This window comes from Mesorhizobium onobrychidis (assembly GCF_024707545.1).
GTDB classification, from domain to species: Bacteria; Pseudomonadota; Alphaproteobacteria; order Rhizobiales; family Rhizobiaceae; genus Mesorhizobium; species Mesorhizobium onobrychidis.
Genome location: NZ_CP062229.1, coordinates 4054064 through 4076666, shown reverse-complemented (window position 1 = coordinate 4076666; position 22603 = coordinate 4054064). Strand labels below are relative to the sequence as shown.

Here is a 22603-nt window from a genome sequence, read left to right as displayed (position 1 = left end):
TCCTGTTTAGCCTGACGGGCCAGTCTGTTTAACCTGACGAAACCCACCTGTCGATTTGCCGACAAGCTTGTTGTCGCACAGCCGGAGCAGAAAAATATGGCGCGTGTCATTTCGGTCGAGTCCGAGCGCTTTCCCATCGCCGGGACCTTCACCATTTCGCGCGGTTCGAAGACCGAGGCCGAGGTCATCACAGTGACGATCAGCCAAGCCAACCATAGCGGGCGCGGCGAATGCGTGCCCTATAAGCGCTATGGCGAAACGATGGACGGTGTGCGCGATGCGATCGAGGCGATGCGGGAGCAGATTCAAGGCGGCATCAGCCGGGCCGCGCTGCTCGACGCCATGCCGGCGGGCGCGGCGCGCAACGCCGTCGACTCCGCGCTATGGGACCTGGAGGCGAAGATCACAGGCAAGCCGGTCGCTTTCAGCATCTGCACGGCTCCGCCGAGGGCGCTTGAGACGGCCTACACTCTGTCGCTCGGTGAGCCCGAAGCGATGGCAGCCCAGGCCCGCGCCAACGCCCAGCGCCCGCTGCTCAAGGTCAAGATCGGCGGCGACAACGATATGGCCCGTATCCGCGCGCTTAGAGAGGCGGCACCGGCGAGCCGCATCATCCTGGACGCTAATGAGGGCTGGAGCGACGACAACATCGTTGCAAATCTCGCCTTTGCCGCCGAATACGGCATCGCCCTGATTGAACAGCCGCTGCCGGCGGGCCGTGACGGCATCCTTCGCCACATCGCGCATCCGGTGCCGATCTGCGCCGATGAAAGCGTGCATGAGGCCGGGGGCCTTGCCTCGCTTGTCGGCCTTTACGATGCCGTCAACATCAAGCTCGACAAGTCGGGCGGCTTGACCGCTGCTCTCGTCCTTCGCGATCGCGCCCGCGAACTGGGTTTTGCCATCATGGTCGGCTGCATGGTCGGCACGTCATTGGCCATGGCGCCGGCCGTGCTCTTGGCGCAGGATGCCGATTTCGTCGATCTCGACGGGCCGCTGCTGCTTGCCCGCGACCGTGTTCCCGGTCTCGTCTACCAAGGTTCACTGGTGTCACCGCCCGATGCGGCGCTGTGGGGCTGAACGCGCGGCAAGCCCGATCAGTACAAGGCCGACCAAGGCGATCGGAACCATGGCAAAAAAACCATCCACGCCGAAGCGGTCATACAGAGGCCCGGACATGAGCGTCACCACGGCCGTGAAAAAGCCGTTGGAGAAATAGGCGATGCCTTGCGCGGCCCCGGTGCGTTCCTCCGCGACCGTCTCACCGATCATTTTCTGCAGGCCGATCAAAACCAGCGCCACGGAGACCGCATGCAGCGTCTGGACAGCGAAGAATCCGGCGATGCCAAGACCGAGCGGCCAGATCATGGGGAAGGCAATCCAGCGCACGATCGCGCCTATCCCGGCCATCACCATGATCGACACGACCGAGAAGGAGCCGAAAACCCGGGTAAAGACCATGAACATGCCGATCTCGGCCACCACACCCCAGCCCCAAAGCAACCCGACAACCTGATCGCCGATGCCGATCGATTTCCAGTAGATCGAGACGAAGCCGTAGAGAAACGCGTGGCTGGCGGTGATGACGCCGACGCCGATGGAGAAATACAGGAAATAGGCGTTGAGGAGTTTTGGCGCCGATTGCTGGATGTCGGCCGCCGAAAGCGGCGAGGCACGGCGCGGACGGCCGAGCCGCGGCGCGATCAGTCCGACGGCAAGTGCGGCGCCAAACGCCACGAAGATGATCATCGGAACAGCCTGGGCGCCGGTCGCCGACAGGATGAAACCGCCCGCAAGATTTGCGCACAGATAGGAGATCGATCCCCATTTGCGCATGCTTGCGTAGTTGGAGCCGAAGCGGCGCACACCCGATAGCGCCAGCGAATCGGCAATCGGCGAATGCGGTGTCCAGACCACGGTGAGCGCCAGCGAAACGGCGAGCACTATGGCGTAGGTCGGCGTCAGGAAATAACCGGCGGACGCAGCCACAGATGCGGCCATCAGCGCGACATAGACATGAGCGCGGTCGCTCGCCCTGTCGGCCAGTGCTGTAAGCAATGGCGTCGTCACCACGCGCAGGAACATTGGTGCTGCGAGAATGACCGCTATCTGCTCGGCATCGAAACCCGCTGCCTGCAACCACAGCGGGAAATATGGCAAATGTATTCCGAGCGGCACGAAAAGTGTGAAGAAAATCAGGCCCATGCGCAGTTCGAAATGACGCGGCTTGACGAGTTGTTCGGGTGAAAGCGGCGGCAGGGAGGACATCAACAGGCAATCCGTCGGCGCAGCATTCGACCGGCCGGCCAGCAACGCACGCCGATCCCATAACATGGCAAAAAAAGCGACGAAACCGCCTGGACTAACGCATCATCGCGTCAGGCAGCCTGGACTGCCCTGCCTTTGATGTCGACGATGTCGATCGGCACGAGCACTTCGCTGCCGACCGGAGCCTCCGGCAGGACGTGCGCCCAGTGCAGGATCTCCATCCGGCCGTCGAAATGCTCGACCACCGCGGTGCAGCTCTCCACCCAATCGCCGGTGTTGATGTATTGCACGTCCTCATAATTTTCGATCGCGGCATGGTGGATGTGCCCGCAGATCACGCCGTCGACATGCGAGCGGCGCGCTTCCTCGGTCAGCATGGTTTGGAACGAGCCGATGAAATTCACCGCCTTTTTGACGTTGACCTTGGCCCAGGACGAAAACGACCAATAAGGCAGGCCAAGCAGTTGGCGAAGCCGCGTCACCACGCGGTTGACGAGCATGGCCGCGTCGTAGGCATAGTCGCCAAGATAGGCCAGCCAGCGCGCATTGTGGACGACAGTGTCGAACTGGTCGCCATGGATGACAAGAAGACGTTTGCCGTCGGCGGTCTCGTGAACGGCGCGGTCGGCGACGACGATGCCGCCGAAATGCACGCCTTGGAACTGGCGCGCGAACTCGTCGTGATTGCCGGCGATGTAGGTGATGCTGGCGCCCTTGCGCGCCTTACGCAGCAATTTCTGGACGACGTCGTTGTGGCTCTGCGGCCAGTGCCAGTTCCGTCTCAGCCGCCAGCCGTCGACGATGTCGCCGACGAGATAGATGATATCGGCGTCGTGATGGCGCAGGAAATCGATCAGGAACTCGGCCTTCGCCGCCTTCGATCCGAGATGGACGTCGGAGATGAACATGCTGCGGAAAGTGCGGGGCTCTGCGCCAGGCATTGGATTCTCACCGTTGCTCTCGTGCAGCCTATGCCCCGATTCATGCAACAACCGTATGACGGTTGCGATTGGTCCAGCCTCAAGAGTAGGTTGCCGCGCCAATCAGAGGAGAAATCGCCATGGATCTCGGTATTCGCGGAAAAAAGGCCATCGTCTGTGCTTCGAGCAAGGGACTTGGGCGCGGTTGCGCCATGGCGCTGGCCGAGGCCGGCTGTGATCTGGTCGTCAACGGGCGCAATGCCGACCAATTGGCGAAGACCGCCGCCGAACTGCGCGAAAGATTTGGCGTCGAGGTGACCGAGATCGTCGGCGACGTGTCGAAGCCCGAGGTGCAGAAGGCGCTGCTGGCCGCCTGTCCAGATCCCGATATCCTCGTCAACAACAATGGCGGACCGCCGTTTCGCGATTTCCGCGAACTCGACCGCGAAAAAATCCTCGAAGGCGTCACCCAGAACATGGTGACCCCGGTCGAACTGGTTCAGGCTGTCATCGACGGCATGGCCGAGCGCGGCTTCGGCCGCATCGTCAACATCACCTCGTTGTCGGTCTATGTTCCCATTCCCGGCCTCGACCTGTCGTCCGGCGCGCGCGCCGGCCTGACTTCGTTCCTTGCCGGCGTGGCGCGGACGGTGATCGACCGCAATGTGACGATCAACAACATGCTGCCGGGCAAGCACGACACCGACAGGCTGCGCCCTCCGCATGAAGCCGGCACCCCCGAAGATCCGGCTGCTGCCGCCGTGCGCAAGACCCAGGCAGCAGCCAACGTTCCGGCCAAGCGGCTCGGCACGCCGGAGGAATTCGGCCAGATTTGCGCCTTCCTGTGCTCGGTTCATGCCGGCTACCTGACCGGGCAGAACATACCGGTCGACGGCGGCGCCTATGTCAGCGCGTTCTAGTACCTAACGCTTGGTACAGGCTGGGAACGCCGGGAGACGATCCATCTCGGCCGTTCTTGTCAGGAAGTGACGGCTCTGAAAGCAGGCCTTGCAGGTGGCCGTCGTCATGGATCATATCTGTCGCAGAAGTCGGGTGCAGAACTGAATTTCGCGACAGATCATAGTTGGCAGCCGAGGCAGAGCGCGCCTATCGCCACGATACCGATGCGACCTCGTGAAGATCAAGATCGGAAGCTTGGTCGTCGGTCAGCAGATACGCACGCGTGCGATCGTGGTGCAGCAGAAAAGTGGTCGGCCGGTTCAGTTTGAGCTGATGGCTGACGCACGGTCGATGGCGACGTCGCTGTTTCGCGCGGCGCGAGGGAGGTGAGCAGGCTTCTGCCGTGCCAGACCAAAAGGAGCCGATTTATCGTCCGAAGTCTCAAAGACATCGGCTGCGCTGGCCAGGGGCGGGTGTGGTGTTGAGCAGCGGGGCTATGATGGCCCCTTCCCGCGCTGGCCGCCACTACAGTGCATAGGGCCATTCGTCCGGCACGAAGCGATAGGCGTCGCCATCGCGCGCCACATGGCCGATGCCGGGGAACGGCAAATGCATGCCGGCGATCAGCATCCGGTCAGCAGCGACCCGGTCGAGCGTCCGCTTGCGCGTTTCGGCAGCCAGCTTGGAATCGACATCGAAGGCGATGCTCCAGTCCGGGCGCGCGAACTGGTAGGTCGCCATGTGCACGACATCGCCCCAGATGAACAGCGCCTCGCCGTCCGATTCCACGATGAAGCCGGCATGGCCCGGCGTGTGGCCGGGCAGCGGCACGGTGCGGATCGCGCCGACCGCCTCGCCCTCGCCACCCACCTGCCGCACGCGGTTCGCATAGGCGGCGGCGGCCTGGCGGGCGCCGATGAAGAACGGCCTTGCCCCATCCGGCGCCTGGTTCATGTTCGCGTCGTCATGCCAGAAGGCGTAATCGGCGGCGGTGACGATGAGCTCGGCATTGGGAAACAGCGCCTGACCGGCGGGAGTCAGAACGCCGTTGATATGGTCGGGATGCATGTGGGTAATCAGCAATGTGTCGATCTGGTGCGGAGAGACGCCGGCCGCCTCGATAGCGGCCGGAAGTCGGCCGAGTGACGGGCCCATGCTGTCCGACGTACCAGCGTCGACGAGCACCAGACGGTCGCCCAGATTGATGAGATAGGCATTGACCGGTGCGCGGCGCGGTCCGGGCTTCTGGAAGCTGGCCTCAGCCAGCCGCTCCGCATCGGCCTCAGCGAGCCCGATGACCAACTCGGAACCAATGTCGATATAGCCGTCTAGTAGCGCCGTAACCTGGACCGATCCCACGTTGCGGCGCAGCGCGCCAAGCGTTGCAGCGTCGACCAGCGGCGCGCGGGCCAAGGCCGGAACGGAGACATTGGCTAGGAGAGTGCCGCCGGTTAGGCCGGCACCGGCGAGAAAATGGCGGCGGGAAAGCGGCATTGCATCGTCTCCAGTTTGGGGATCTAGAGCTCCAGGCGGAGCAAGGCGGGTCTATGTCATAGGCTCAGCTTTTTGAACTTGCCGATTCCTTATATGTCTTATTACTCTTGTTTATTAATCACGACGGAGAGTTGCCATCATGGACCGCTTGACCGAGCTGACCAGCTTCGTACGCGCCTGCGATACCGCCAGCTTCTCGGCGGCAGCGCGCGAGTTGGGCTTGAGCCAGCCGGCCGTCAGCCAGCAGATCCGCGCACTGGAAAAGCGTCTAGGCGTCCGGCTCTTTGACCGTACAACCCGCCATGTTTCGCCGACGGAAGCCGGCCGGCGTTATCTGGAGCGCGCCCGCGACATCATTGAGCGCATCGAGGAGGCGGACCGCAGCGTCGGCTGCCTCGAATCGAAGATGTGCGGACGTCTTGCCGTCGGCGCGCCGGCCAGCTTCGGCGCCGGCGTGCTTGGCAGCTATCTGATCGAGTTCAAGCGCGCCTATCCGGAACTGTTGCTCGACGTGGCGCTGACCGACAGTTTCGTCGATGTGATCGCAGAGGGGCTCGACGTGGCGATCCGTATGGGGACCATCGATGACGACCGGCTGATCGTGCGCAAGCTCGGCGTGATCGGGCGCTGCCTCGCGGCGACGCCAGAGTATCTCGACCGCAGGGGCCGGCCGCGGCGCCCGGAAGATCTCGCCGACCATGATTATCTGCTTTACGCCCACATCAGGAAACGCGATGTCGTGCCGCTCACCGGCCCGGGCGGCGAAAAGGCCGAGGTGCGAATCCGGCCGGCCATGCGCTCTGACAATTCGCTGCTCAATCATCAGGCGTTGCTGTCCGGCGTCGGCATCGGCCTCGGGCACAGGGTGATACTCGATCCGCTCATCGCCGAAGGCTTGCTCGAACATGTGCTGCCGGACTGGCACTATGCGCCGCACCATGTGCATGCGGTCTATCCATCGAACCGCTTCATTCCGTTGAAGGTCAGGCGGTTCGTTGCCGGCTTCGCCGACCACCTCGCCGCGATGGGTGCGTTCATCGATGACAAAAAAAGCATGTACATCCAAGGAAACGGCGCCGGCCTGGTGAAGTCTGACGTTTGTACGCGCAGGGAAATGGCGGAGACGGGAGAGTCGAGATGTGGCGCGGCGGAGATAGGCGTAGCCCCGCAACCGCACGGTGAGTAGCTGTCGGGTGGACGGTAGCCGCAAAGCCTGGAGGCGGTCGACCTGACACCGTTGCGGCTGCTGCTCCCGCAGGACACATGAACTACCCTTCATGGTCATTCCTCCTGCCGATCGAGAAACCGCTTCACGGCGTCGAGGAACACACCGCGTCCAGCGGCGTCGCGGTCGAGATGGACGAAGTGCGTGGCTTCCGGGATGTCCAGACGTTCCGCTTTTGGTGCTTCGTCCACGATTGTCTTCGCGTCCTCCGGCCGGCTCCAGAAATCCCGTCCGGAGCGGATGACGAGCACTGGCATGGTGAGTGCCGCCGCCGACCATTGCCGGCGATCGAACGCGAGTTCGAAGCTGTCGGCCATGGCGCCGCTTGGTGACCGGAAACTCTGCGAATGGCGCGTCGGCGCCGTCTCGTCGGAGGCGAGTGCTGCATCACCATAGGCCGCAGCGACCGCGGGATCGCGCCACTGGGCCTTGTCCGCGACCGGGATGCTGTCGTCCCAGGCGGTGAATAGGCTCGGACGTGTATTCAGCCGATAACCGCCGAACGTATGGACATTGAACGTCCCGGCCCGGTCGGGATTTTCGAGCGGCGAGCCGGTGCCAAGAGTGGAGTGCTGGTCTGAGCCTCCATGCAGGGTGTTGTAGAGGATGAGCCGGTCAACCGTCTGCGGAAACCGGCTGGCGTAGGCGCCGGCCCAATGTCCGCCGGTGGCCCAGCCGACGAGGCTTACCCTCGAAACGTCGCTCCATTTCGCGATAGCGTCGACCGCTGCGGAAATATCCGCCACGACGTCGTCGGTACGCATCAGGGGAGCGGACTTGTCCGGCGGACTGTTCATGGCCGCAGGGCGGCTCGATGCGCCGTAGCCGCGAATATCCAGGACATAGACAAGGTGCCCGTCCGCCGCGAGGTCGGCGGCAAGCGACCCGCCCGCAGCAGGCAGATCGAAGGAAGCAACGCCGGGCACGCGTGCGCCATGGACGAGGAGGACGGCGGAGTTGGCTTCGGACGCTGCGCCAGAACGGCGCACCTCCCGGAGGAAGAGGCGCTCGCCCGTCCGAAGTTCGACGAACCTGTCGGCCCGGACGAGATCCGGCACTCCTGCCGGTGCTGGAGCGGCGGCCATCATGGCTGCTGTGAGCACGAGGGGGAAAACGGTGAAATGGGACATCATGACGTCTCCGGTCGCAATTGCGTTCCGCAAAGACTGCCAGCTATTCGATATCTTATCGATGACGCGTTTGAGGGTTTTTGATATCGTCAAGATATGGAACTTCGGCACTTGCGACATTTCCTCGCTGTTGCGGAGGAATTGCATATGGGTCGTGCCGCACTGCGGCTGGCCATGGCGCAGCCTCCGCTTAGTCAATCGATCGGGCGACTGGAGAAGGAGCTCGGCGTCAAGCTGTTCGAGCGGGCCAACCGCCGCCTGACCTTGACGCGCGCCGGCTCGGCCTTCGTGGAAGAGGCTCGAGCATCCATACGGCACGCCGATTCGGCGCTTCATGTCGCCCGCGCAGCGCATGACGGCGAAGCTGGCGAGATCAGGATCGGCTTCGTGTCGGCGGCCCTTTACGAGCATCTGCCGCACCTCCTGTCCCGGCTTCGCGAGAAATATCCGGACATCCATCCAAAGCTCATCGAGGTGTCCACCAATGAGCAGATTGCGGCGTTGTCGGGGAGCGAGATCGACATCGGTTTCGTGCATCCACCGCTCGGGACCGACGAACGTCTCGACGTCCATGACTATCCTGCTGAAGATCTTATCGCCGTTCTGCCTGACGACCGGCAGACATACGGGGTGACGCTGGCAGACATCGCCCGCCACGGGCTCATCATGTTTCCGGCTGCACAAGGCCCGACGCTCCATGCCCGCATCATGGACACGTTCGCCAAGGCTGGCCTCGACGTTCGGATCGTCCAGGAGGCAACGCGGGCACTGACCATGCTCTCGCTCGTGTCCGCCGGCTTGGGCGCGGCCCTGCTGCCACGATCGACACAGCGCCTTATGTTTCAGGGCGTCCGGTATGCAGCGATCGCCGACGCATCGCTGCCCGCCTGGCCGCTTGCCGTGATCGCGAAACGGCGGCCACGGCCGGCCATCGTCGATAGCGTCTGGAAACTGCTTGAGGTCGTCCAGACGTGACTTAACCGCCCGCGATCGGACATACCCCGGTCGCGCAATGCGCTCGCATAACATCAGCCCGGCAGCGACAAGGCAGGTGAGGATTTCAGCGCAACAATCTGACATAGATGAGTTTTTGACGATTCTTCCGCCTAATTGGCGGTTGCGTCATTTGGCATCGTGAAAATCCAACGCTGCATGCTAAAAGGGCTTCAAGGCAGGATCGCAGGGAGGCCCGTATGGAAGGCGAAAACAAAAAAGCAGCCCGGTCGGACCTCGACGAAGCCGCACTTTATTTCCACAAGCATCCACGGCCTGGAAAGCTTGAAATCCAGGCAACAAAGCCGCTCGGCAACCAGCGCGACCTGGCGCTTGCCTATTCGCCCGGCGTCGCGGCGCCCTGTCTGGAAATCCGCGACAATCCGGCAACCGCCGCCGACTACACGGCGCGCGCCAATCTGGTTGGCGTCGTCTCGAATGGTTCGGCGGTGCTCGGCTTGGGCAATATCGGTCCGCTGGCCTCCAAGCCGGTGATGGAAGGCAAGGCGGTGCTGTTCAAGAAATTCGCCGGCATCGACGTCTTCGATATCGAGATCGACGCGCCTGACATCGAGCGCATGGTCGAGACGATCTCGGCGCTGGAGCCGACCTTCGGCGGCATCAACCTCGAGGACATCAAGGCGCCTGAATGCTTCGAGGTCGAGGAACGGCTGAAGGCCCGCATGGCCATACCGGTCTTCCATGACGACCAGCACGGCACCGCGATCATCGTCGCCGCCGCCGTGCTCAACGGGCTGGAATTTGCCGGCAAGACCATCTCCGACATCAAGATCGTCACCTCCGGCGCCGGGGCTGCCGCCCTTGCCTGCCTCAACCTTCTGGTCCTGCTCGGCGCGCGCGTCGAAAACATCTGGGTCACCGACCGTTTCGGCGTCGCCTACAAGGGCCGCGTCGACGAAATGGACCGCTGGAAAGACCCCTATGTCAAGGACACCGAGGCGCGCACGCTGGCCGACGTGCTGCCCGGCGCCGACGCCTTCCTGGGTCTTTCGGCCGCCGGCGTGCTGAAACCGGAGCTGCTTGAGCATATGGCGCCAAAACCGCTGATCCTGGCGCTGGCCAACCCCACGCCAGAGATCATGCCGGAAGCGGCACGAGCAGCGCGACCCGACGCGATGATCTGCACCGGCCGTTCCGATTTCCCCAATCAAGTCAATAACGTACTCTGCTTTCCTTATATTTTCCGTGGCGCGCTGGACTGTGGCGCCAGCGCCATCAACGAAGAGATGAAGATGGCCGCGGTGCGAGCGATCGCGGCCCTTGCCCGCGAGGAACCGTCGGATGTCGCCGCCCGCGCCTATTCCGGCGAAACGCCGATCTTCGGGCCCGATTTCCTGATCCCCTCGCCCTTTGATCCCAGGCTGATCCTGCGCATCGCTCCGGCGGTGGCCAAGGCCGCCTGCGACACCGGCGTCGCGACACGGCCGATCACCGACATGACGGTCTATATCGACACGCTGAACCGCTTCGTCTTCCGCTCCGGCCTGGTCATGAAGCCGGTGTTCACGATGGCCAAGACGTCGAGCGCCAAGCGCGTCATCTATGCCGACGGCGAGGACGAGCGGGTGCTGCGTGCCGCCCAGGTGGTGCTGGAGGAAGGCATCGCCGAGCCGATCCTGATCGGGCGCCCGCATGTCATCGAAGTCAGGCTGAAACGCTACGGACTGCGCATCAAGCCGGGCGTCGATTTCGGCCTGATCAATCCCGAGGACGACCCCCGTTATCGCCACTATGTCGACCTTTTGATCGAACTCGCGGGCCGGCGTGGTGTCACGACGGAAGCCGCGCGCACCATGGTGCGTACCGACAACACGGTGATCGCAGCACTTGCCCTCAAGCGTGGCGACGCCGACGCCATGGTCTGCGGACTGGAAGGACGTTTCGAGCGGCATTTGCGCAATGTCACCCTGATCATCGGCCCGCGCGCCGGTATTAAGGACCATGACCTGTCGACGCTTTCCATGCTGATCTCGCAGCGCGGCATCATTTTCCTCACCGACACGCATGTCACCGTCGATCCGACGGCCGAGGAGATCGCCGAGATGACGGTGCTGGCTGCCGAAGAAATCCAGCGCTTCGGCATCGAGCCCAAGGCCGCCCTGCTGTCGCATTCGGATTTCGGCTCACGCGACTCGCCAAGCGCGCTCAAGATGCGGCAGGCAGCGGCGATCCTGGCGCGCATTGCGCCAGACCTGCAATGCGACGGCGAGATGCATGCCGACTCGGCTCTGTCGGAGCAACTGCGCCAGCGCGTCTATCCTCATTCGCGGCTGAAGGGCGAAGCCAATCTGCTGGTGTTCCCCAATCTCGATTCTGCGAACATCACGCTCACCGCGCTGCGCGCGATGATGGACGCGCTGCATGTTGGGCCGATCCTGCTCGGCACCGACAGGCCGGCGCATATATTGACCCCGTCGGTGACGTCGCGCGGCGTCGTCAACATGACGGCGCTCGCCGTGGTCGAAGCGGCCCATAAGGCGCAGGCGGTGGTAAATCTGGGCTAAAACGGCCTTTCGCGGTAAGCTATAACCGCAAAGCGGTAGCTTTCGCGACGGGCGGTTAAACGGAGTTCACGGCGAATGACGGGCGGAGGGTGGAAGCTGACGCGTGCCGCGGCGCTGCTCGGTGCCCTGGCGTTATCAGGCTTTGCCGTCACTCAGCCGCAGGCCGCCTCCGGTGTTTGCCGCCAGCTGGAAGCCGATCTCGCGGCCGCTTCGCGCGGTGGCGGCGGCAAGCCGGCCCTGCTCCGGAAATACGACGACGCGATCGTGCGGCAGCGCGAGCAGATTTCAAAGGCAAGCCGCCAGTCCGACAACGCCGGCTGCGGCTTTTTGCTGCTCGGCCGCAATCGCAACGCTTGCGCCGCACTCGAGGCCACGCTCGACCGCATGATCGCCAATCTCGATGCCCTGCAGATCAAGCGCGCGCAGCTCGCCGACGGCGGCTCGCGCCGCGATCGCGCGCGCATATTGGCTTCGCTCGACGCCAATGGCTGTCGCGACAGCATCGTGCCTTCGAAACGTGCGCCTGTCCTGGAAGCGAACCGTGAGAACGGCAATGGAAATCTGCTCGATCGGCTTTTGGGCGACGCCAGAAATCAGCCCGATGCGCTGGACGAGCCGAGCGATCCCGACGAAGAACGCGGTATCCGCGCCATGATCAATCAGCCCGACGGCATGGATCTGCCGCGCCTTGGCGGCGAATTCCGCACAATGTGCGTGCGCACCTGCGACGGCTATTTTTTCCCGATGTCGAATGCCGCCTCGCTGGGCGATTTCGAGCGCGATCAGAAGAACTGCGATTCGAGTTGCCCCGGCACCGAGATGCAGGTGTTTTATACGCGCGGCATAGGCGACGATTCGGCTGACATGACGTCTTCGGTAACCGGCAGGCCCTACAACGAAATGCCGACCGCCTATCTCTACAAGCAGCCCGAAACGTCTCGCCCGCCGGCCTGCGGCTGCAACGCTGCACAGAATTTCGAGATCATTGCCGGCAATCCGCCAAGCCCCGAACAGACCGAGGCCGATGTAGAGACCAATCCGATGCCTGTCGCCAAACCCGATCCAGGCGCCGACCCCGAGACTTTGGCCAATGTCGGAGGCGGGCTCGATCGCGAAGCCATCAAGCGCCTGGCCGTCAAACCCTCGCCGACGACTTTGCCGCCGCCGGGACAGCGCAAGGTCAGGGTCGTCGGGCCAACGTTCCTTCCCGACCCAGCAGCGGCAACAGATCTGCAAGCTCCGGCCCCGAAGGTTGCCCCGTAAGCGCCAACCTGAGCGGCATGAACAGCGCCTTGCCCTTGCGGCCGGTCGCCTCCCTGATCCTGCCCGTCCACTCCTTCCAGACCGACCCGTTCCAGGGGTCTTCCGGCAAAAGGTCGAACGCCTGGCGAAGGAAATCGCGGTCGACGTCGGAAAAGTCCGGCTGCTCCTGCGGGCCGTCGCGAAGTGTGCGCCACCAGATTGCGGCATCGGCCAGCCTGTCGAGATTGCCGCGCACCGCCAGCCAGAACGGCTCGGCCTGTTCGCCGGAAATGCCGAGCACGATCAGCCGGTCGCGCGCGTCGGAAAACGGCATATGGTGCAGCAGCGTGCGGTTGAGCACGAAGAGCTCGTCCGGATCGAATTTGGCGGCGGATTTCGACGTCGCGGCCGGATCGAAGCGCCGGGCAAGCTCGGTCATATCGGGTACCGCCACGACGTTTTCCGAGGTGCCGACAAGCACGGCCAGCGAGGCGACGGCCATCGGTTCGATGCCGGTCTCGCGCAAGCTCTCGATGGAGAGCGCGCCGCTCCGCTTCGACAGGCCCTCGCCCGATGCGGTAGTCAACAGATTGTGGTGGCCGAACACCGGCGGCTCGGCACCCAATGCCTGGAACAGGGCGATCTGCACACCGGTGTTGGTGACGTGGTCGTCGCCACGGATGACGTGGCTTACGCCCATCTCGATGTCGTCGACCACCGAAGGCAGAGTATAGAGATAGGTCCCGTCCTCGCGCATTAGAACCGGGTCGGAAAGCGAGGCAAGGTCGACGGTTTCCTCGCCGCGCACCAGATCGCTCCAGTGGATTTCCGTGCGCTCCGGCTGCAACGGGTCGCTGGTGAAATTGGGCAGGAGAAAGCGCCAATGCGGCCGGCGGCCATCGGACTGGTATTCGGCGATCTGCTCAGGCGTCAGCGTCAACGCTTCGCGGCCGTAGACCGGTGGCAGGCCGCGCGTGCGGCGCACCTTGCGCCTGAGATCGAGCTCTTCCGGTGTTTCGTAACAAGCATAGAGAAGGTGCGCCGCCTTCAATTTCTCCATCGCCGCATCGTAGATCTCGAAGCGCCGTGACTGGTACTCCGTGGCGTCGGGAAAGATGCCCAGCCAATGCAGGTCGTAGAGGATGGCGTCGGAGAATTCCTGCGTCGAGCGGGCGACATCGGTGTCGTCGAAGCGCTGGATGAAGCGGCCCTTGTTGTTCATGGCGAACAGCCAGTTGAACAGCGCAGTGCGCGCATTGCCGATATGAATGCGGCCGGTGGGTGATGGGGCGAAACGGACGGAAACTGTCATGAACGGGGCGTACCGGATGGTTTTGCTGTTGACAAGACACGCCCCCGCGCTTGGCCGCAGACATAGAACATGACGAAGGCGATGAAAAGGCGGCAGCGCCGCGCGTCCTAGCGCATCGGCCCGAAAATCGGAACCGATTTCCGGAAATGTTAGAGCGTACGTTGTGCGTCCAAGTGGCCGCACGTCGCTCTAATGGATGCGCGGCGCTGTAAGTCGTCAGATCACCAGCCCCTTGGTCAATTCGAGCGCCTGGCGCTCGAACAGCCGGCGGTAGATGCCGCCATGCAGCCGGATCAGTTGGTCATGCGAACCCTCCTCGACGATGCAGCCGCGATCGAACACCAGAAGCCTGTCCAGCGCCCGTACCGTCGAAAGCCGGTGCGCGATGACCAGCGTCGTGCGGCCGACCATCAACCGCTCCATCGCCTGCTGGATCAGCACCTCCGATTCTGAATCGAGGCTCGACGTCGCCTCGTCCAGAATGAGGATCCGCGCATCGGCGAGGAAGGCCCGCGCGATCGCCACCCGCTGGCGCTCGCCGCCTGATAGTTTCACGCCGCGCTCGCCGACCAGCGTGCCATAGCCTTTCGGCAGATCGACGATGAAGTCGTGCGCGCTTGCCAGCCGTGCGGCGTGCTCGATTTCGGCTTGCGTGGCGCTCGGCCGGGCATAGGCGATGTTTTCGGCCAGCGACCGGTGGAACAGGATCGGCTCCTGCTGGACGATGGCGATCTGCCCGCGCAGCGACGCTTGAGCCACGCCAGCAATAACCTGGCCGTCGATCAGGATCGTTCCCGCGTTCACGTCGTAAAGGCGCTGGATCAGCTTGACGAAGGTCGTCTTGCCCGAGCCCGAATGGCCGACCAGCCCGACGCGTTCGCCCGGCGCGATGTCCACCGAAAAGTCGCGATAGAGCGGCAGGCGGTGGCTGCCATAATGGAAGGTGACTTTGTCGAAGCTGATGCGGCCGTTGGTGATGCGGATCGGCTTTGCGCCGGGCACATCCTCGATGCCGAGCGGCTCGGACTGGAAGTCGACCAGTTCCTCCATGTCGTTGATCGAGCGCTGCAAATTGCGGATATGCGTGCCGATATCGCGCAAATAGCCTTGCAGCACGAAGAACGAGGTCAGCACGAAGGTGATATCGCCGGCGCTCGCCTGCCCCCACGACCACAAAAGGAGGGAGAATCCGATCACCGCTGTTCTCAGAAGCAGCAGCATCGACCCTTGCGTGGTGCCGTTGACGGTGCCGCGCACCCAGGTGCGGCGCGTGCGGGCGCGCCATCTGGCGACGACCTTGGCGAGGCGCGTTTCCTCGCGTTCCTCGGCGCCAAAACCCTTGACCACGGCGTTGCAGCTCACCGCATCGGCCAGCGAGCCGCCCAGGCGCGTGTCCCATGCGTTGGCAAGCCTTGCGGCAGGCGCGACATAGCCAAGCGACAGCAGCGCCGTCACCGCGATGAACAGCACCGAACCTGCGGCGACGACAGCACCCATCAGCGGCCAGAACCAGCCGAGCAGCAGCGTCGAACCGACGAGCATGACGACGGACGGCAGCAGCGCTATCAGGATCGTGTCGTTGAGCAGGTCGAGCGCCCACATGCCGCGGGTTATCTTGCGCACGGTCGATCCGGCGAAGCTGTTGGCGTGCCAGTCGGTGGAGAAGCGCTGGACGCGATGGAACGCGTCGGCGGCGATATCCGCCATCATCTTCAGGGTCAGTTCGACGATAGCCATGAAGGCGAGGTTGCGCAGCACGACGCCGGTGAGCGCCAGCGCCACCAGCATCGAAAACGCCGCCATCGCCGCATTCCACGCGACATCGTCGGCTGCAGCACTGCTGGCAACGGCGTCGACCAGCCGGCCGGAATAGAGCGGCGTCAGCACGTCGGCCAAGGTCGACAGCAGGAACGTGCCCATGATGAGCGAAAGCCGCCACGGCTGGCGCCGCCAATGGCTGAGCGTGAAGCCGAGGACGCTGCGAAAGGCGCCGGCGCGCAAATCTATCTGAAAACGAGCCATGATGTCATTCGGGCGCAAGCGAGCCCGGTCCCGGTAAGGTCGAAAATTGAAAAAACCGCGTTGGGCGAATTAGCGCCCGGGAATGCGGGAGGTTCGGCATATTTGGCGGCTCGCCCGAATACGGGCAGCGACCGGCATCGACGAACGCCTGTTGTCAGATGGGCTTGGCCGTGAAGGTGAAAACCTTCCGGCGCACCCTCTGAGACCTAGGCTTCGCGGCCTCGCATAACGATGTCAAATCCTGCCATTCGGTCCTCCCACTAGAGCGACGTGCGTCCATTCGGACGCACAAAGTACGCTCTAACTTTGAATCTGCGCATCGTGCTTTCCGAAAATCGAAACCGATTTTCGGGCCGATGCGTAGGAATCACGGAGACGCTCTTATAGAGGTGCCTCAACACGTCGCCAAGTCGTTGGAAGGCCGAAAGCGCATCTGGTCCAACCAGTGAGACGATTTTGCAACAATCGCGGGTTGTGCGCCGGCGTCGCTCGTTCACCCTGCCGGAATACGGTCGAGACGCATGTAGCGGCCATCGGTGGACGGCCTGAAGCCGAGTTTCTCATAAACCGCGTGAGCATCGTTGGTCGACAGGCTCCAGTGGGTGACTGTCTTGCAATCCGGATGATCGATAAGCGCCTGGACAAGCCGCGTGCCGATGCCTCGCCCGCGATGTCTAGGCCAGACGATGACGTCGGCCAGATAGGCAAACACCGCGCGGTCGGTGATCGCCCGGCCGAAGCCGATCTGGTTGCCGTCGGCATAGGCGCCGACACAAAGCGAGTTGGCAAACGCGCAGCGGTGGAGTTCGTCGCTGCGCCCGCTGCCCCAGTAGCTTGCCATCAACACGTCGGAGGTCGCCCGGAAGTCGATCCGTGACACGTCGAAGCTGATTTCACAGGCAGGCATGGCTACACCGTTGATCGCTTTTGGAGAGCCGAAACGGCGCCTATCCGCCATCCCTGAACCGGTTGGTGATGGGATAACGGCGGTCGCGGCCGAAATTCTTTTTGGTGATCTTCACGCCGGGCGCTGCCTGCCGGCGCTTGTATTCGGCGATGTAGAGCAGGTGCTCGACGCGCGTCACCGTCGCCCGGTCGTGGCCGCGGGCCACGATCTCGTCGACACCCATCTCGTTCTCGACCAGACACTCCAATATGTCGTCCAGCACCGGATAGGGCGGCAGCGAATCCTGATCCGTCTGGTTCTCGCGCAGTTCCGCCGACGGTGCCTTGTCGATGATGTTGTTCGGGATCACTTCGCCGGATGGACCCAGTGCGCCCGGCGGCACATGTGTATTGCGCCAGCGCGCCAGCGCATAGACCTGCATCTTGTAGAGGTCCTTGATCGGGTTGAAGCCGCCGTTCATGTCGCCGTAGAGCGTGGCGTAGCCAACCGACATCTCGCTCTTGTTGCCGGTGGTGACCACCATCGAGCCGAACTTGTTGGAGATCGCCATCAAAATGGTGCCGCGCGCGCGGCTCTGCAGGTTTTCCTCGGTAATGCCTTCCTTGGTGCCCTCGAAAAGCTGCGTCAGCGTATGCAGGAATCCCTCGACCGGCTCGAAGATAGGCACGATGTCGTAGCGGCAGCCGAGCGCGCGGGCGCAATCCTCGGCATCCTTCAGTGAATCCTTCGAGGTATAGCGATAAGGCATCATCACGGCGCGCAGCCTCTCCTCGCCGAGCGCATCGACGGCAAGTGCTGCGCAGATCGCCGAATCGATGCCGCCGGAAAGGCCGAGCACCACATTCTTGAAGCCGTTCTTGTTGACGTAGTCGCGCAGGCCCAGCATGCAGGCGCGATAATCAGCCTCCTCCTTTTCCGGGATTTTCGACATCGGCCCTTCGGAGCAGACCCAGCCGTCGGAATTATTTCCACTTTGCGCGCCTGCGGCGGCGCGGCTTCTCTTCCAGGTGGTGACGTTGACCGTCTCCTCGAACTGGCTCATCTGGAAGGCCAGCGTCTTGTCAGAACCTATGGCAAACGACGCGCCGTCGAAGATCAGTTCGTCCTGGCCGCCAAGCTGGTTGGCGTAGATGATCGGCAGTCCGCATTCGATGACCTGGCGGATCACAACCTGGTGGCGGACATCGACCTTGCCGCGATAATAGGGCGAGCCGTTCGGCACCAGCAGGATTTCCGCGCCGCTTTCGGCCAGCGTCTCGCAGATGGCGACATCGCCCCAAATGTCTTCGCAGATCGGAATTCCCAGGCGCACGCCGCGGAAATTGACCGGTCCCTGCATTTCAGGGCCGGCCTGGAAGACGCGCTTCTCGTCGAATTCGCCGTAGTTCGGCAAATCGAGCTTGTAGCGCTCGGCAAGGATCTTGCCGCCATCGGCAAAGATGATCGAATTGTGCGTGCCGCTCTTGCGCTTCAGCGGCGTGCCGATGATGACGCCAGGCCCGCCATCGGCGGTATCCCTCGCGAAATCCTGCGCCGCCCGCTCGCAGGCTTTCAGGAACGCCGGCTTCAGCACCAGGTCCTCGGGCGGATAACCGGCGAGGAAAAGCTCGGTGAACAGCACGATATCGGCGCCCTGGCGGGCGGCATCCGCCCTCGCCTCGCGGGCCTTGGCGAGATTGCCGGCGACGTCGCCCACCGTCGGATTGAGCTGGGCGACGGCGATGCGCAATATGTCGGAAGCGGTGTTGTCGGTCATGCCTGCTGACTTAGCGTGACAGAATTCGCCGGGCAATGGCGTTCATTTGGACCACCCCAGACCGAATGACATATGTCATTCGTGTCAGACCGATCGGACCGATCGACATACCGATCGTGCCTTATTCGCCCATAAATTCGCGCAGTGCCTCGGGCGAATGGTTCTCGCCGATCGACATCGCCAGAATGCGCGAAATATGCCGGCGCGGCAGGCCGGTTTCCGTTGCCCAGGTATTGATCTGGTTCTGGATCTTGTCGAGATCCCGCTTGGAGGTCGGGCCTTCGGCGATGTCCAGGCCGGCGTCGCGCAGCGCCGCCGCCATGTCGGCCGAGACGATGAAGGCGTCCCACTCCAGCCACCTCAGGAAATACTGACCGGTGTTGCCACCGAGCCGGCTGCCATGCTTGCCGAGATAGGCCATCAGTCCAACCTGGTCGCCTTCAGGCCAATCGGCGAGGAACCTGCCGAAGCCGCCATGCTCCTTCGACACCCTCTCGACAAACACGGCGTTGTCGCGGACAGATTTGATCTTCTGCGGGTTGCGCACGATGCGTTCGTCGGCCGTCAGCTCGTGCCAGAAATCATCGGGCTGGAACAGCAGCCGCTTCGGCTCGAAGCCAAGGAACGCTTCTTCGAAACCCGGCCATTTCTGCTCGATGACGCGCCAGACGAAGCCGGCGGCAAAGACCCGCTCGGCCATGGTCGACAAGATGCGGTCGTCGGTAATGTCAGCCACCGCGGCATTGTCGGGCATGGGCCCCAGCAGCGACGCCAGCGCCGCTTCCCCGCCCTTGCGTTTGGCTGCGCGGGCGCGGATTTCCTGAAAATCCATCATTGTTTCCTCACCTTATCGCGTCAATCTATCACTTCCCGTGCGAACCGGCAGCCTCTAGGTCTATGCGGACGCTGACGACGGAGGCGACAATGAACAAGACGATCGAAGATCTGGCAAACCGCTGGCTGAAGCGAAGGCCGGATGGCCTAAGCCAGGTTGAGAGCCAGGTGCTGCAAAGCACGCTCGAACGCACCACAATCTCGAAGGACACCAACAAGGCCGTCGCTTTTCATCAGACGTTTGGCGACCGCCTCGCCGACACCATCGCCCGGATCGGCGGTTCCTGGTCCTTCATCCTGGCCTTCATCGCCTTCCTGATCCTGTGGACGTCAGGCAATGTCTGGCTCCTGTCGCGCGATGCCTTTGATCCCTATCCCTTCATTTTCCTCAACCTCATCCTCTCCATGATCGCTGCGCTGCAGGCGCCGGTGATCATGATGGCGCAGAACCGCCAGGCCGAGCGCGACCGCATCGACGCCGCCCACGACTACGAGGTCAATCTCAAGGCGGAGATCGAGATCATGGCGCTGCATGAGAAGCTGGACGAACTGCGCCACAGCCAGATCGTTGGCATGCGCGACGAGATTGCGCAGTTGGCCGAACAGGTGAAGCGGATCGACGAGATTCTGTCAAAGCAGCGGACGCCTTCATGACGGATGCCATCCACCATCTCATCGAGCAATATGGGCTGATTGCCGTCTTTCTGGGCTGTGTCGCCGAGGGTGAAAGTGCGGCCCTCCTTGGCGGGTTTTTCGCGCATCAGCATGTCTTCGTCCTGTGGCAGGCCTTTCTCGCAGCGGCCATCGGCGCCTTTGTCGGCGATACCTTTTTCTTTATCCTCGGCCGAAGCTTCGCCGACCATCCGTTCGTGGTCAAACTGAAGGGCCGGCCGGGTTTCAGCCACGCCTATCGTCTTGTCTCCACCCATCCCGACATTTTCGTGCTGTCAAACCGCTTCATTTATGGCCTGCGCCTTGTAGGGGGCATCGCGGCCGGACTGTCCGGCATTGCCGTGACGCGCTTTGTCATTCTCAACGTTATGTCATCCATGGTCTGGGCCGGATTGTTCACTGCCATCGGCTATGTGTTCGGGCTGGGCGCGGAGCGCATCGTCGGCCAGGCGTTGGCCCGTCACGAGCGATTGCTGATCGCCCTGGCGATTGGGTTGGGCGTGGCCGTCCTTGCCTGGTTCATCGCCCACACCATCGCCAAGACGGAGCGTAGCAAGGAAACGTAGGAATTGACCAAACCTGACCTCATCTTGCTCCGGGGTGTGTTGAGATTCAGGTCAGGCCGAGTCCAGTCGAAGACGGGCGCGAAGCGACCAAACAGGTGGTTTGCGAGAACCGGAGCGGAGCGTACTTTTGGGTACGTGAGCACCTGAAGCGCAGGAAGCCGCCATTTGCAGGCCGGCATCACCTGAATATCAACACATCCTAGTCGATGCCGAGCGCGCGGTCGCCGCGATCAAGGATCAGTGGAATGATCAGGTCTTCCTCATCGGCAAGGTGCCGGGTCAGCATGGCGATCAGCCGGCTGTTCTCGTCGGCATAGGCATCGGCGGCAAAGCGCTGCTTGTGCTCGCCGTCCTGAAGCGTACGGATGAAGGCATTCGCCGCCTCGGCATTGCGCTCCAGCCCCTCATGGATCGTGTGATGATCGGCATCGAGAATCTCGAAGCCGCGTTTCAGCCGGGTCTCCGCCTTGGCGAAGACCGGAAAATAATGATTGTCCTCGACATTGTGGTGGCCGTCGAGATTGCCGAGAAAATGGTTGAGGCGCGGCGCGAACCAGCGCGCGAACTCCGGCGCCGTCAGCCTGCCCTCGCGATAGTCGCCGATGCCGTTGGTCAGCATGCCGCCGAGTTCGCGGAACATGTCGTGCCGCTGCAGCCACATAGTGGCCATGCCATGGATGTTGGTGTGGCCCTGCCAGACCTCGCGCGGGTATTTTTCGGCCAGCCAGCGCAAATCGTCCGGCAGGCCTGCGCGTTCGAGCAGCAGGGAATCGGCGGTCCCGATCATGTCGGTCTCCTCAGATCATGATCCGGAACCGAAGGTCCGCGTAAGCGAAAAGTGGATACCGGTTTCGGAATAGATCATGGTCGGGATCAGGTTGTGGTAACCGCCATGTAGTATCCGGAGCGCTAGATCGGTAGCCCCATGATTCGCTCGATGATGGCGATGCCCCAGACTCCGGCAACGATCACCACCGAAATCAGCACCGCCAGCGAACCACAGTCCTTGGCGAGCTGGATATCGACGTTGAACTCCCGGCTGAACGCATCGCATGCGGCCTCGATGCCGGTGTTCAGCACTTCGACCATGATCAGGAGCAGCACCGCGCCGATCAGCAGGGCATAGCCGCGCCACGACACCGAAACAAACCAGCCGAGCGGCAAGGCAAGCACGAACAGCATCAACTCCTGCTGGAAGGCTTTCTCGCTGGAAGCCAATTTGCGAAATGCCCGCACTGAATTGAAGAAAGCATCGATCAGCCGCTGCATGCCAAACCTTTCCGAACCACCGGCAGGGGATAGCGCAATGGCCGGATCAAGGGAATAAGGCGACCTCTGCAAAATCATTCGTCGGCGACCTTGATCGACGGCGTCGACTTCTCGAACTGCGGCAGCCCATCGTCGATCGTGTAGTAGTCGCCCTTGTCGCCGACGAAGATGTGGCATTGGCCCTGAAGTCCAGTGGGCTTGTCGAACAGTCCGGCCAAAACCGAGACATATTCATCATCCTGCGGCTTCCAGAACAGCAGCGAGCCGCATGTCTTACAGAAACCGCGCCTGGCAAACGAAGATGCTTCGTACCAGGTGATGCTTTCCGCGCCCGCTATTGTGATGTCTGCGTTGGGAACATTGGTTGCAGCGTAGAAAAGCCCGCTCTGCTTCCGGCACTGCGAGCAGTGGCAGTAGATGACGCCGCGCAATGGCCCGCGCGTCCTGAACCGCACAGCCCCGCACAGGCATGATCCGGTATGAGCGTCGTCCATCTTGCCTCCCAACTCAGTCGCCACCCTGAAATCGCCGTTCATGGCATCGGCGTGCTTGCCAGGATTCCAGTTTT

21 protein-coding genes are annotated in these 22603 nt (G+C 62.6%); 9 read left to right on the top strand and 12 right to left on the bottom strand.

The genetic code is table 11. The annotated features are described in order from the left end of the window. The first annotated feature begins 96 nt into the window (after positions 1-96). Complete coding sequence (gene dgcA, locus IHQ72_RS20230; protein WP_258116774.1) at positions 97-1080, top strand: N-acetyl-D-Glu racemase DgcA; 984 nt, start codon at positions 97-99, stop codon at positions 1078-1080. Here dgcA and IHQ72_RS20225 read toward each other — a convergent pair. Together IHQ72_RS20225 and IHQ72_RS20220 are read right to left on the bottom strand one after the other, a co-directional pair. Continuing rightward, positions 1051-2268, bottom strand: a complete 1218-nt coding sequence (locus IHQ72_RS20225) for an MFS transporter (RefSeq protein WP_258116773.1) — start codon at positions 2266-2268, stop codon at positions 1051-1053. The genes dgcA and IHQ72_RS20225 overlap by 30 nt on opposite strands. Before the next feature lie 110 nt (positions 2269-2378). Continuing rightward, positions 2379-3176, bottom strand: a complete 798-nt coding sequence (locus tag IHQ72_RS20220) for a UDP-2,3-diacylglucosamine diphosphatase (RefSeq protein ID WP_258123890.1) — start codon at positions 3174-3176, stop codon at positions 2379-2381. A gap of 152 nt (positions 3177-3328) precedes the next feature. Here IHQ72_RS20220 and IHQ72_RS20215 point away from each other — a divergent pair, with 152 nt between their 5' ends. Together IHQ72_RS20215 and IHQ72_RS37120 are read left to right on the top strand one after the other, a co-directional pair. Beyond that, positions 3329-4108 (top strand): SDR family oxidoreductase, encoded by a 780-nt coding sequence (locus IHQ72_RS20215; RefSeq protein WP_258116771.1) that lies wholly within the window; start codon positions 3329-3331, stop codon positions 4106-4108. Positions 4109-4322: 214 nt separating this feature from the next. Beyond that, entirely contained in the window at positions 4323-4478 is a 156-nt protein-coding gene (locus IHQ72_RS37120; RefSeq protein ID WP_374120261.1) for a hypothetical protein, read from the top strand. A 135-nt stretch (positions 4479-4613) separates the two neighbouring features. Here the strand turns inward: IHQ72_RS37120 and IHQ72_RS20205 are convergent, their stop codons facing one another. Continuing rightward, the gene (locus tag IHQ72_RS20205; protein ID WP_258116770.1) at positions 4614-5582 is read right to left on the bottom strand and encodes an MBL fold metallo-hydrolase; all 969 of its coding nucleotides are present in this window, start codon (positions 5580-5582) and stop codon (positions 4614-4616) included. Positions 5583-5721: 139 nt separating this feature from the next. Between IHQ72_RS20205 and IHQ72_RS20200 the strand changes: the two genes are divergently transcribed. Then, positions 5722-6768 carry a LysR family transcriptional regulator gene (locus IHQ72_RS20200; protein WP_258116769.1) on the top strand — a complete coding sequence of 349 codons (1047 nt, stop codon included), beginning with the start codon at positions 5722-5724 and terminating at the stop codon, positions 6766-6768. 95 nt (positions 6769-6863) lie between these two features. Here IHQ72_RS20200 and IHQ72_RS20195 read toward each other — a convergent pair whose 3' ends face one another. Next, positions 6864-7937: an alpha/beta fold hydrolase gene (locus IHQ72_RS20195; protein ID WP_258123889.1), complete on the bottom strand. Its 1074-nt coding sequence runs from the start codon at positions 7935-7937 to the stop codon at positions 6864-6866. A gap of 147 nt (positions 7938-8084) precedes the next feature. Between IHQ72_RS20195 and IHQ72_RS20190 the strand changes: the two genes are divergently transcribed. From IHQ72_RS20190 to IHQ72_RS20180, 3 genes are all read left to right on the top strand, one after another. Continuing rightward, on the top strand, positions 8085-8912 hold the full coding sequence (locus tag IHQ72_RS20190) for a LysR family transcriptional regulator (RefSeq protein ID WP_258116768.1): 828 nt from the start codon (positions 8085-8087) through the stop codon (positions 8910-8912). A gap of 218 nt (positions 8913-9130) precedes the next feature. Continuing rightward, complete coding sequence (locus IHQ72_RS20185) at positions 9131-11455, top strand: NADP-dependent malic enzyme (RefSeq protein ID WP_258116767.1); 2325 nt, start codon at positions 9131-9133, stop codon at positions 11453-11455. Between the two features lie 75 nt (positions 11456-11530). Beyond that, the gene (locus IHQ72_RS20180; protein ID WP_258116766.1) at positions 11531-12718 is read left to right on the top strand and encodes a DUF2865 domain-containing protein; all 1188 of its coding nucleotides are present in this window, start codon (positions 11531-11533) and stop codon (positions 12716-12718) included. On the opposite strand, the gene gltX is transcribed toward IHQ72_RS20180, so the two are convergent. The 5 genes from gltX to IHQ72_RS20155 form a co-directional block, all read right to left on the bottom strand. After that, positions 12636-14009: a glutamate--tRNA ligase gene (gene gltX / locus IHQ72_RS20175; RefSeq protein ID WP_258116765.1), complete on the bottom strand. Its 1374-nt coding sequence runs from the start codon at positions 14007-14009 to the stop codon at positions 12636-12638. The genes IHQ72_RS20180 and gltX overlap by 83 nt on opposite strands. Positions 14010-14225: 216 nt before the next feature. Further along, positions 14226-16031 (bottom strand): ABC transporter ATP-binding protein, encoded by a 1806-nt coding sequence (locus IHQ72_RS20170; RefSeq protein ID WP_258116764.1) that lies wholly within the window; start codon positions 16029-16031, stop codon positions 14226-14228. Positions 16032-16524: 493 nt separating this feature from the next. Beyond that, entirely contained in the window at positions 16525-16938 is a 414-nt protein-coding gene (locus IHQ72_RS20165; protein ID WP_258116763.1) for a GNAT family N-acetyltransferase, read from the bottom strand. A gap of 40 nt (positions 16939-16978) precedes the next feature. After that, positions 16979-18694: an NAD+ synthase gene (locus tag IHQ72_RS20160; RefSeq protein ID WP_258116762.1), complete on the bottom strand. Its 1716-nt coding sequence runs from the start codon at positions 18692-18694 to the stop codon at positions 16979-16981. Positions 18695-18815: 121 nt separating this feature from the next. Next, positions 18816-19529, bottom strand: a complete 714-nt coding sequence (locus tag IHQ72_RS20155; RefSeq protein ID WP_258116761.1) for a DNA-3-methyladenine glycosylase I — start codon at positions 19527-19529, stop codon at positions 18816-18818. Positions 19530-19618: 89 nt separating this feature from the next. On the opposite strand from IHQ72_RS20155, the gene IHQ72_RS20150 reads away from it, so the two are divergent. Next, a complete protein-coding gene (locus IHQ72_RS20150) occupies positions 19619-20182 on the top strand; it encodes a DUF1003 domain-containing protein (protein ID WP_258116759.1) in 564 nt (187 codons plus the stop codon). Beyond that, a complete protein-coding gene (locus IHQ72_RS20145; protein WP_258116758.1) occupies positions 20179-20766 on the top strand; it encodes a DedA family protein in 588 nt (195 codons plus the stop codon). The genes IHQ72_RS20150 and IHQ72_RS20145 overlap by 4 nt, the downstream gene beginning before the upstream one ends. Positions 20767-20965: 199 nt before the next feature. Here IHQ72_RS20145 and IHQ72_RS20140 read toward each other — a convergent pair whose 3' ends face one another. The 3 genes from IHQ72_RS20140 to IHQ72_RS20130 all read right to left on the bottom strand — a co-directional run bounded on the left by IHQ72_RS20140 (position 20966) and on the right by IHQ72_RS20130 (position 22529). Continuing rightward, positions 20966-21553 carry a hemerythrin domain-containing protein gene (locus IHQ72_RS20140; protein WP_258116757.1) on the bottom strand — a complete coding sequence of 196 codons (588 nt, stop codon included), beginning with the start codon at positions 21551-21553 and terminating at the stop codon, positions 20966-20968. 122 nt (positions 21554-21675) lie between these two features. Next, the gene (locus IHQ72_RS20135; RefSeq protein WP_258116756.1) at positions 21676-22035 is read right to left on the bottom strand and encodes a diacylglycerol kinase; all 360 of its coding nucleotides are present in this window, start codon (positions 22033-22035) and stop codon (positions 21676-21678) included. A 74-nt stretch (positions 22036-22109) separates the two neighbouring features. Further along, the gene (locus tag IHQ72_RS20130) at positions 22110-22529 is read right to left on the bottom strand and encodes a GFA family protein (RefSeq protein WP_258116755.1); all 420 of its coding nucleotides are present in this window, start codon (positions 22527-22529) and stop codon (positions 22110-22112) included. Positions 22530-22603 lie beyond the last annotated feature (74 nt).

What these genes read in the sequence shown, in the direction of transcription:
- dgcA (WP_258116774.1), top strand. Translation starts at nt 97, where the DNA reads ATGGCGCGTGTCATTTCGGTCGAGTCCGAGCGCTTTCCCATCGCCGGG.
- IHQ72_RS20225 (WP_258116773.1), bottom strand. Translation starts at nt 2,268, where the DNA reads ATGTCCTCCCTGCCGCCGCTTTCACCCGAACAACTCGTCAAGCCGCGT.
- IHQ72_RS20220 (WP_258123890.1), bottom strand. Translation starts at nt 3,176, where the DNA reads ATGTTCATCTCCGACGTCCATCTCGGATCGAAGGCGGCGAAGGCCGAG.
- IHQ72_RS20215 (WP_258116771.1), top strand. Translation starts at nt 3,329, where the DNA reads ATGGATCTCGGTATTCGCGGAAAAAAGGCCATCGTCTGTGCTTCGAGC.
- IHQ72_RS20205 (WP_258116770.1), bottom strand. Translation starts at nt 5,582, where the DNA reads ATGCCGCTTTCCCGCCGCCATTTTCTCGCCGGTGCCGGCCTAACCGGC.
- IHQ72_RS20200 (WP_258116769.1), top strand. Translation starts at nt 5,722, where the DNA reads ATGGACCGCTTGACCGAGCTGACCAGCTTCGTACGCGCCTGCGATACC.
- IHQ72_RS20195 (WP_258123889.1), bottom strand. Translation starts at nt 7,937, where the DNA reads ATGTCCCATTTCACCGTTTTCCCCCTCGTGCTCACAGCAGCCATGATG.
- IHQ72_RS20190 (WP_258116768.1), top strand. Translation starts at nt 8,085, where the DNA reads ATGGGTCGTGCCGCACTGCGGCTGGCCATGGCGCAGCCTCCGCTTAGT.
- IHQ72_RS20185 (WP_258116767.1), top strand. Translation starts at nt 9,131, where the DNA reads ATGGAAGGCGAAAACAAAAAAGCAGCCCGGTCGGACCTCGACGAAGCC.
- IHQ72_RS20180 (WP_258116766.1), top strand. Translation starts at nt 11,531, where the DNA reads ATGACGGGCGGAGGGTGGAAGCTGACGCGTGCCGCGGCGCTGCTCGGT.
- gltX (WP_258116765.1), bottom strand. Translation starts at nt 14,009, where the DNA reads ATGACAGTTTCCGTCCGTTTCGCCCCATCACCCACCGGCCGCATTCAT.
- IHQ72_RS20170 (WP_258116764.1), bottom strand. Translation starts at nt 16,031, where the DNA reads ATGGCTCGTTTTCAGATAGATTTGCGCGCCGGCGCCTTTCGCAGCGTC.
- IHQ72_RS20165 (WP_258116763.1), bottom strand. Translation starts at nt 16,938, where the DNA reads ATGCCTGCCTGTGAAATCAGCTTCGACGTGTCACGGATCGACTTCCGG.
- IHQ72_RS20160 (WP_258116762.1), bottom strand. Translation starts at nt 18,694, where the DNA reads ATGACCGACAACACCGCTTCCGACATATTGCGCATCGCCGTCGCCCAG.
- IHQ72_RS20155 (WP_258116761.1), bottom strand. Translation starts at nt 19,529, where the DNA reads ATGATGGATTTTCAGGAAATCCGCGCCCGCGCAGCCAAACGCAAGGGC.
- IHQ72_RS20150 (WP_258116759.1), top strand. Translation starts at nt 19,619, where the DNA reads ATGAACAAGACGATCGAAGATCTGGCAAACCGCTGGCTGAAGCGAAGG.
- IHQ72_RS20145 (WP_258116758.1), top strand. Translation starts at nt 20,179, where the DNA reads ATGACGGATGCCATCCACCATCTCATCGAGCAATATGGGCTGATTGCC.
- IHQ72_RS20140 (WP_258116757.1), bottom strand. Translation starts at nt 21,553, where the DNA reads ATGATCGGGACCGCCGATTCCCTGCTGCTCGAACGCGCAGGCCTGCCG.
- IHQ72_RS20135 (WP_258116756.1), bottom strand. Translation starts at nt 22,035, where the DNA reads ATGCAGCGGCTGATCGATGCTTTCTTCAATTCAGTGCGGGCATTTCGC.
- IHQ72_RS20130 (WP_258116755.1), bottom strand. Translation starts at nt 22,529, where the DNA reads ATGGACGACGCTCATACCGGATCATGCCTGTGCGGGGCTGTGCGGTTC.